Below are 8,790 nucleotides of genomic sequence, written 5' to 3'. Positions count from 1 at the left end.
CAGCACATCCAACCCGGACAGCCCCAGCAGAACGCCTATGTCGAGCGTTACAATCGTACTGTCAGGCACGAATGGCTGGACCAATACATCATCGAAAGCATCGAGGAGGCACAGGATCAAGCCACGCAATGGCTATGGACATATAACAACGACCGCCCGAACATGGGCATCGGCGGCATCACACCCGCAATGAAACTGAAAATGGCCGCGTAAGTTCTACGAATGCATCCCGTTAAATATGGGGAGATTACCCCAGAGGCCGGATACATTTACGCAAGCCGATGCGTCACTCACGAAAACCTTGCGATTGCGGGGCGGACCATACATTTTGACAGCAGTTCCTTCATCGCAGCCATGTCGAGCATCTGCTCGTCCAGCAGTCGCTTCAGCTTGGCGTTCTCGTCCTCAAGCTGCTTCAGCCGCTTGGCGTCCGACAACTCCATCCCGCCATGTTTGGCCTTCAGCTTGTAGAACGTCGCAGGGCTCGGACCGTGCTTCAGACAAAGCTCGGAGGTCGGCAAACCAGCCTCCTGTTCCTTGATCATCCCGATAATCTGCGCCTCGGTGAAACGGCTTTTCCTCATGTCGTCTGCTCCTTCTCAGGTTGGGCAGACTCTACATCATGGCGAGGGACCTTTCGGGGCGCAGGTCACCGGCCAGTTCGATCTCGATATGCCCCTCGGTCGCACAAACCGCTATCGGTGCCTTCGCCTCCGCGACGATCTCCACTGGCAGAAAGCTCAAACCGGAATCCTCTGCCTCAGTCCGGGGGGCGGGCCGATACTTGGGATCACGCAGCCATTTGAAGATCAGGTTCGCGTTCACCGTGTAGCAAAGCGCAACCTGAGCCACGGAAACGCCGGGCGCCGTCGTCTGCAAGCAGATCGACCGCTTCTCCCCATCCGTCCAAAGCCGCCTCGTCCGCCGCGCCACGCTTGCACCTTAGTGTCCACTATCGTAGGTGGACACTATCCGCCTCTCTCAATCCGCGGCAGGGCGGTCAGGCCGGACGCTTACGCAGCTCGGACACTGGCGTGAGTTTCGCCCCGCTGCTTCCGTAGTGCTTCCGCCACGGGCGGAACGCAAAAAGCCCCCCGTGAGGGAGGCTCTTAAGCGCATGAAATTACGCAGTAATTTGGTTGCGGGGGCTCGCAGAAAACGATTGCGGCGAATAGTCGAATTGGTAGTGCCAAGGCTCGCCGCCTAGCGGTATGTGGGCGAAGGAGTCAGTCCGCTAGGGGAAGCTACGCTTCTTCAACCGCGAAGAATGACTAGAGAGCCTCATCGGTGGCCTAGGGGTCACGTGACGGTCGACAACTTCAACCTCCACGGCAAAGAGTGACCCGGCAAGCGGCTCGCGGTTTGCAGGAATGCCTCGGTTGACGGGCATCACGACGATCGCCTGCTCTGCATCTGCATCTGCCGCCGTCACGGTAAGGATTCGGATGCAATCGACCGCACTAAAGCTTGCGACTGACGGACTGTCGCTTCATCAGGGTGACAGGCAGCCGAACGGTCATGGTCGCATCGATTTCACCGAGGAGCATGGACAACGCCGCCCGGCGCTCGGCATGGCCGTCGGCCTGTGTCAGATCGCCCTGCACGATCAGGCCGGAACGGTTCTCCATCGGGGCATGGCCGATGAAGCAGAGCATAGCCCCGGTCCCGGGGGATTTCTTGTAGAGGCGTGCGTCCGGGCCGGTGGTCGAGACATGGGTGGCATTGCTCCGCTTCTCGCCCCGGAAGTCGACTTCGGCATTGCGCAACTGGCGGTCGGGGCGGGGCATGGGGTCGGTCTCGGAGGGGATCGGTTCGGGGTGGTCTGTGGCGGTGCCATCGGGTCCGGGCAGGCTGCCCGGGTCGTCATCGGGCGGCGGGCCGCCCATCTTCGGCTGGAAGCTCTTCATCGATCCGTCGTATCGTCGGCAACGACACGGGCGGTACCCGTAGGAAGGGTGCCGGGCGCGAACTTCAAACTATTGACTTTTCGTAGCTTCGCGGGACAAGCCAGAGCCACCGATTGGCGCCCGGTGAACGCAACGCTCATCCCGATCTACGCAAGTTCGCGTCTCAGCTAGGGTCGCGTCGCCTTAGCGGGCCACTATTGCGCAGGGCGGCAAAGCGCGTCAGCACATCGAACCAGAGCGGGGCACCAAGGGTGATCGCAAAGGCCGTCAGCAGAAGACCGAGGGCCTTGACCGCAAAACCCAGCACCTCGAGGCAACCGTCTCTTGCACAGGAATCATTGGACCATCCTAAGACTGACGGCAGCAAGGCTCCGGTCAGTTCGGCAAGCTGTTCCCTATCCGGCGTGGCAGCGGGCTGAGCCGATGACGTGTCGACGATCCCGGCGGCCGCCTCGACGAAACGCGCGCGCAGGGCCTCGTCGCGCCAGAGCGTGTTTGCGATAGCCAACGTATCCGCATTGATCGCGACGACCAGGATCAGAGCTACCAGAAAGGACACCATTGACAAATAGCGCTTGTAGACACCGGTTGCGCGCTCCATGACCTGATCGAACCAGGATTCCAGCCCCTGCCGGGCGGCATCAACCCGTTCGAGAGGGTCGAGACCCAGTTCATGAATGACCTTGTAGAGGATCGAGTTGCGATCGACCCGTGCGAACAGTGGCGCCATTTCCTCGGTGCTGTCCCCGCCCACCTGATCGTTGACGGGGGTCCGCAGGGCCTCGATCAGCGCGTGCGAGAAGTTGGTGCGGCCCATATAGCTTGGCGCCTGACCCGGCGCGACCAGTGCCTGCGGTGTCGGGCGACTGAGCGAGCGCATCAGTCCGGTGTTCCAGAACGCCTCCAGGACCTTGTCGTCATCGATCATCAGCCGGATCTCGGCATGCAGCACCCTCGCGCGCAACCTCAACAGGCCTGCAATTAGCTCGTTGATGCTCGTGCAGATGACGCTGAGCAAAAGGTAGATCAGGATCAACCCGATCACCATGTCGACGGCGTTGGAGAAAAGCATGGGACACCTCGCTTTGGTATGTCACGCCCTGGCGCGCGCCAAGCCCGCGTCCAGAACGGGGTCTTCCACCAATCCATGAAGGATGACGCCTGAATAGATGAGGTCCGGCTCGCCGCTTGAGCTGCCGATCTCGAACGTTACACGTGGGAAGTGCTTCTGCCCCGCGAAGTCGATTCCGCCGCGATCTTCGAACACGGCGATCGCAAAGAAGGAAAGCTCGAACAGCAGGTCGCGCTGGGCATCTCCGATCGCGTCGAGCTCGAAATCGACGAGCGTCGATCGATTCAGTATCCGGGCCAGCATTGCTACCATGTTGGTAGCCAGTGCCTCGCCCAGATGGGCGGAAGCCAGTTCATTTGCCGAAAGTGGCATGGGATTCTCCCTGTTTGGAAGTGACTTAGACCCGCTCGATCACGCCGAAGCCCAGGATGAACGGGAAGCCGAAGCACCACAGCACCAGCATGTCGAAAGCCACCAGATCCAGCGTCGGCGGGATTTCACCGGCATGGCGTCCCCGCACCTCGACGACTTGTCCGGGGAGATTCAGGAAACGGGTTGCGGCCATCCTTTGCCGCAATTCCGGATCGCTGGCGCTTTGGGGGATGCCGATATTTAGGGCAAAGCCCGGATCGGGAGATCCGTCGAAATAGAAATCTTCGGTGGTTTCCATCAGGAACCGGCCTTCCTGGTTCTTGATTGTAAAGCCGCCGCGCATTTCGTGCCCTTGGCCGGGCGTGAAGGTGCCGCGTGCAATCAGCATGGTGTGATCCCTTCGCGTGGTGACCGCCCCGGTTCAGGGGCGGTCGTTTCGAGTTGCTGGGTGTGGCGGCCGGATCAGGGCGCCCGCATCGCGTTGGCCCAGATGTCGTTGGCAATCCCCAGCCCCAGGGGCACCCCGCCGGTTGGCAGGGCGCTGTCGGGCGCGTCCGGGGCCCGCGGGGCTGTCCAGACGTTGGAGTAGGCGACTGTGTCGGGGTCCTTGTAGCCCCCCTTTCCGTTGCCCGCGTCAGCGTAGTCGAAGGCATCGTAGCGCCAGTGCACGCCCAGCCAGATGCGGCTGAAGGCGTTCTCCCAGATCGCGCGCCACAACGAGTTGAACCGACGCTCGACATAGGTGCGCACGAGGCCTGGCTGGTCCTCGATCGGGCGCCCGGGGTCATGCGGCTGGTAGAGGTCGCGGCAAATCCCGTTCAACTCCTCGGACACGAAGGTGAAGGCGATGTTATCGGTGCCGTTCGGCTCGACCATCGCCTTGCCAACCGAAGCATAATAGAGCCGCGCCATCTGGAAGCAGGCCGCCCCGAAGGTCGCGTGACCCGAGGGATAGGCCGGGAAAGGCGGCTTGAAGCTGATCCGGTCCGAGTTGGTCTCGGGCGCGCCCAAGGCCAACCAGAACGGGTCGGCTTCGGCGGTCAGCTTCTGGGCCCCGCCATTGCCCGCCTGCGCGCTGGGGTCGTGTTCGCGGATGCCCGACATCGGCCGCCAGAGTTCGAAGCGGTACTTCTCCTTCCAGGCGAACTTGCCCGCATCGGCCATGGCCACATTGGCCAGCGCAAGAACGCGGACGAACTCGCTGCTCTGGTCGAGGGTCGCGGCCAAGGTCGTGTCGGCGGGATTGGCGGCCGGGTCGCGCTTGTTCCAGGCGACCACGCGCAGGACCTGGTTGTAGAGGCGCGGCGGCGTGCCGATCAGGTTGGGCCCGTCATAGGCCCAGTAGACCGCTGCCACCGTCTCGTCCGGTGAGCGGTCAGTCGAGTTCAGGTGAGCCGCACCACCCTTCTTCCGTACCTCGGCCAAGGCATTCACGTATTCCGCTGTGCCCTCGGGCCAATGCGCAAGTCGGTGTCCGTCCGGGTCCGTCACGGCGAAATCACCGACCGTGGTGCCGTAGAACGGCCCGTGATACTCTTGTACGGCTCGCTGTCCCTTGGACGGATCGTCGGGATCGATGTTGACCAGCCGGACCGGTATGCCAGGCTCGTCGCGGAAATAGTAGCGGCCGCTGCGGGGCTGGTAGCTTCCGTGGCCGGCGCCTGGCTCGCCGGGTTTCACCGCTAGCCGGGCATGGATCAGATCGGCGATTCCCATGCCGTAGATATGCGCGGCCGACAGAGTATCGATATGGTGCCGGTAGCCGGTGGTGTAGCCGCGCATCAACTGGACCATGGTTTCCCGGTTCTGCGTCGACATGCCGGGATCGGGTTCGCCGTAGAGCCGTTCCAGCATCCGCACCGCCGCACCCGTTAGGGCGGCATTGGCTTCGACGAGGGTCGCGGGAATAGCCCCGGAGCTGGGACGCTCGCCGTCAGGCAGCCAGGTTGGCGGGCTGCTGGCCTGGGTGTGCCCGAGGACCGCGAAATAGGCGTCGTGAATCGCCAGATGCAGAAGCCCCAGCGCGCGGGAACTCATCGTGGGCCCGCGATGTGGCCCGCCCAGCGAGTGGGTGATGCGGTTCATCTCGAGCCCGACGTGGTTCCAGTAGAGCACCGGAAAGTCGTTGAGGCCGTTTTCCTCGATGATCTTGGGCAGAATCAGCATGTTGCGTCTCCGAGTTAGAAGGGCGTGGCTCCGGATGGCCCGGCGGCAACGATGATCGGCCGCATCGGGCGCCGAATGGGACGCCAGCCATGCCGGTCAGACCTTCTGGTGCGGGCACTGTCGACGATCATTGCAGCCTCCGATCCGGCTGCGTGCAGACTGGACCCGGCCCGTCAGAGCAGCGTCAGACCATCGTAAAGACAGGATCAAATCGGCGTCAAATCGCTCGGACAGACGGAGTCGCAACGGCGAATACCGCTGAAACTCGGGTTTCGCGGGTCCTGTTCAGCGCGTCATGAGGTTGGATTCGCCTCAGGGAAATCGCGCAGCAGCATCTGCAGGGCCGGATCCAGGACGCTGCGATCAGGCACTTTCTCGCCGAAGTGCCGGACAATGTCCTTGAATACCTGGCTGTGGTGGATGATCGCCTGAACCGCGAAGTTCTCGACCTGTTGCTTATTGCGGAAAAGATGCGGGATCAGCCTCCGCGCGAGGGTCCAGGATGCGATATTGTCCGTCATGTAGTGGACCCCGGCAAAGACGCGCCGGTCGCCCCAGTCGACCATGTACTTCTGAAGGCTGCGGATCTGTGTTCCGCTCAGCCCCTGTCCGGTTTGCTTCAGTTCATCAAGCAGCGCGTCCAGAACCGAGCAACCACCCAGAATGCCCTGTATGCAATGACCGCTAAGGATCGCAGGGTGAACCCCCGTGTGTGTGATCCCGTCGGCGGTGATCCAGCGGAACCCCTTCACCCCGAGGGCCGTCGCAGCCGTCCATGGACGGGGGCGCTGAAAATGCTGCTTGATATCGAAGATCGGCGGCTGGAGCCCGCGCATCCGGCCCCAGAACAGGGTTTCGAACCGCGTGATGTCAAAGCCCGGCTCGTAGATCAGATAGTTCGAGCCGATCGTCCGACTCGCCCGGAAATCGAAGCTGGGTACCTCTCCTGGCGGCAATATCAGAAACTGATACTTCCGGTCGTGGACAAGGGCATCCTCGATCTCGTAGTGCCATTTGTGGGTGCGCGGGTGACCGTCGGGCGGCACGGGCACGTCCTCTGGAACTTCGGCCAGAATTCCCAGGTTGTCACCGCCGCCATGATAGAGGTCGACGGCAAGGGCCAGTTCGGCGCGTGCGGCCTCCGTCATCCGCGCATTGGCACCACCCACCCAACCATCATTGCTCCATGCCGGCCAAAGCGACTCGGCGACTTCGGCCACCCAGCTACTTATCAATGTCGCGAACTCTTCCCGCGTACCGGGCCATTCATACATTGGCGTATGGATCCCACCCGTCAGCCGCCCCTTGTGCCCGTCATTGAGCACGCCGAATGGTGCCAGTGCCATGCCAGTTACTCCCTCTCTATCGCAGGCCAAGGCGCCCTGCTGCCTCGGTGATCAGCACCCGATGCGCGGTGTTCACGATCGGGTAGTCCGTCGATCGCAACATATCGACCGACAGGTCAGGCTCGCGCGCGACGAGCAACTCGAGCTTCGCGCGCCCTTCGCTGACGCGCCCTTCAACGGCATAGGCAGTCATCAGATCTATGATGGTCGGTCGAAAGACGATGGTATCGAGCGAGACCTTGCCCGCCCGGATGGCACCAGAGGTATCGCCTGCCATGAGTCGTGCAAAAAGTTCGGTACTCAGTGCAAGCGGCTGGGCCTGAGTCCCCCGGCATAGCGACACGGCATGTTTCGCGGCTATCACGGCCTCGCTATATCGGCCGCAATAGACCAGCGAGATCGCCCGGAACAGCCAGCAGGCCCCGCTCCCGGGCAATAGCCGCACCGCTTCGGCGGTCATCGCGGCGTTGCGGTCGAGATCGCGCATCAGGAAACCGTAGCTGTGGCCGGCCAGGGCCTGGACTAGGCCGTTGCCGGGCGACAAGCGCAGCGCAGCCCGAAAACTCTGAAGCACTTCATCGGCGTCCGGGACCGTCCGCATCACGCGCTCGCCGAACAGAAGCAGACGCGAGAACCCCAGCAGCGCGTGATACACGCCCTTCTCGTCGGCCGCGATTGCCGCCTGGCTGCATCGCGTGATCTCGCTCAACGGGATCGAGCCGGGCACCAGAACCCCCAGAAGTGCCTGACAACCGTATGCATGGGCGCTCCAGCGGGCCCCCCGCAAGGCGCTGGCCTCCGCCCGCAGGACAAAATCTTGGAACATCTCCGACAGCTCGATCTGGACCGCGCGGATATCGGGCCAGCGAGTCTGTTCGACTTCGCGCCGGATCTGCCATTTCAACGCGCCAAACCCGTCTGTCACAGAAAGCGAGAGGGCACAGCTGGTGCCGAACTGGAGCCCACGCAGCCTGACAATCATGTCGGAAGCTCTTGGCGCCAGAGCTTGCGGTTCTCGACCGATGGCGGCGTTCACACCGATGACTGCCAGAGCCTCGACAAGGCTCTCGTGCAGGAAATCGCAAATGGAAACTACCCGGCTATGCTCGCCCCTGCAAACGGGAGCCTCAATGTGCCAGAGGCGATCGAGGGTTATTGCCGTGTCTTCCGAACCTGGCTTCGCGGCGCGCGTGGCAAATTCGGCGCGTGTGCTGCGGAGCCAGTCATTGAAACCCTCTTCGCACAAGTCAAACCCGCGCAGAATCTCGCCGTCGGCACCGGGCAACAGGTGGTCAAACTCGATAAGTTCCGGATCGAGCCAGACCCACGTTCGGTCAGCGCAGATCACCTCTCCATTGCAGTTTAACAGGCTGCGTAGCGTAGTCAGCGACTGCCTCAGGCTCGCAGCAGCCTGAGCCGGCCCGCGTTCGCCCCAGAGCTTCTCCTGCAACCAAGTGCGGGTCTGCCTATGGTGTCGGGTCAGAGACAGGATCGCGACGAGCGCGCATTCCTTGCGACCAGACGGTCGAACAGACGACTTTCGACTATCGATAACGTCGAAAGCGCCTACCACTTTTACGAGCAAGGGCTTAGTCGGCATGGTCCTGCCACCCACGCTGCGGAAAATACTTCGCCTTCGTTACAATCCGCACTGTTGTCCCACAGTAGGATGGAAGCTGTCAATGCTCCTTGCAATCATGCGGCGAGCCTCTCGCGGGGTGAGAGTACGTTGGTCCACAAGCAGCGTGCCGGGCACCACAGGGTCAAGCCTGCGAACCATAGGAAAAGGCAACTGGTTGCGCGGTGATTTGAACTTATCTCGCCAAGCTATTGATTTTGCATATGGCTCGACAGTGGCAAACGGCTAAACTTGGTCAGGCCGCTGACATCGCTAAATATTTCTTTGGGGTTGTGGTTGCGGGGGCAG

Annotated in this window: 8 protein-coding genes and 2 pseudogenes; 1 reads left to right on the top strand and 9 read right to left on the bottom strand. The window is 62.0% G+C overall.

The window, feature by feature from the left end:
• Positions 1–213: integrase core domain-containing protein (locus KG698_RS14180; protein WP_213686214.1), on the top strand; the 213-nt coding region annotated here is incomplete at its 5' end.
• 98 nt (positions 214–311) lie between these two features.
• On the opposite strand, the pseudogene KG698_RS14175 reads toward KG698_RS14180, so the two are convergent.
• From KG698_RS14175 to KG698_RS14135, 9 genes and pseudogenes are all read right to left on the bottom strand, one after another.
• Positions 312–584: pseudogene (locus KG698_RS14175) on the bottom strand (transposase); the annotation flags it as partial.
• Between the two features lie 31 nt (positions 585–615).
• Positions 616–933, bottom strand: a complete 318-nt coding sequence (locus KG698_RS15720) for a transposase (RefSeq protein ID WP_367114123.1) — start codon at positions 931–933, stop codon at positions 616–618.
• Positions 934–1,541: 608 nt separating this feature from the next.
• Positions 1,542–1,763 (bottom strand): annotated as a pseudogene (locus KG698_RS14165) (IS5/IS1182 family transposase); the annotation flags it as partial.
• A gap of 307 nt (positions 1,764–2,070) precedes the next feature.
• Complete coding sequence (locus KG698_RS14160; RefSeq protein ID WP_213686213.1) at positions 2,071–2,979, bottom strand: hypothetical protein; 909 nt, start codon at positions 2,977–2,979, stop codon at positions 2,071–2,073.
• 21 nt (positions 2,980–3,000) lie between these two features.
• Positions 3,001–3,351, bottom strand: coding sequence for a hypothetical protein (locus tag KG698_RS14155; protein WP_213686212.1), 351 nt, complete (start codon positions 3,349–3,351; stop codon positions 3,001–3,003).
• Between the two features lie 25 nt (positions 3,352–3,376).
• Complete coding sequence (locus KG698_RS14150; RefSeq protein WP_213686211.1) at positions 3,377–3,739, bottom strand: hypothetical protein; 363 nt, start codon at positions 3,737–3,739, stop codon at positions 3,377–3,379.
• A 74-nt stretch (positions 3,740–3,813) separates the two neighbouring features.
• The gene (locus KG698_RS14145) at positions 3,814–5,517 is read right to left on the bottom strand and encodes a vanadium-dependent haloperoxidase (protein ID WP_213686210.1); all 1,704 of its coding nucleotides are present in this window, start codon (positions 5,515–5,517) and stop codon (positions 3,814–3,816) included.
• Positions 5,518–5,810: 293 nt separating this feature from the next.
• Positions 5,811–6,863: a hypothetical protein gene (locus KG698_RS14140; RefSeq protein ID WP_213686209.1), complete on the bottom strand. Its 1,053-nt coding sequence runs from the start codon at positions 6,861–6,863 to the stop codon at positions 5,811–5,813.
• A 16-nt stretch (positions 6,864–6,879) separates the two neighbouring features.
• Positions 6,880–8,313 (bottom strand): hypothetical protein, encoded by a 1,434-nt coding sequence (locus tag KG698_RS14135; protein WP_213686208.1) that lies wholly within the window; start codon positions 8,311–8,313, stop codon positions 6,880–6,882.
• Positions 8,314–8,790 lie beyond the last annotated feature (477 nt).

The organism is Roseicyclus sp., assembly GCF_018402035.1.
In the GTDB taxonomy this organism is placed as follows: domain Bacteria; phylum Pseudomonadota; class Alphaproteobacteria; order Rhodobacterales; family Rhodobacteraceae; genus Roseicyclus.
This window is presented reverse-complemented; position numbering and strand designations above follow the sequence as displayed.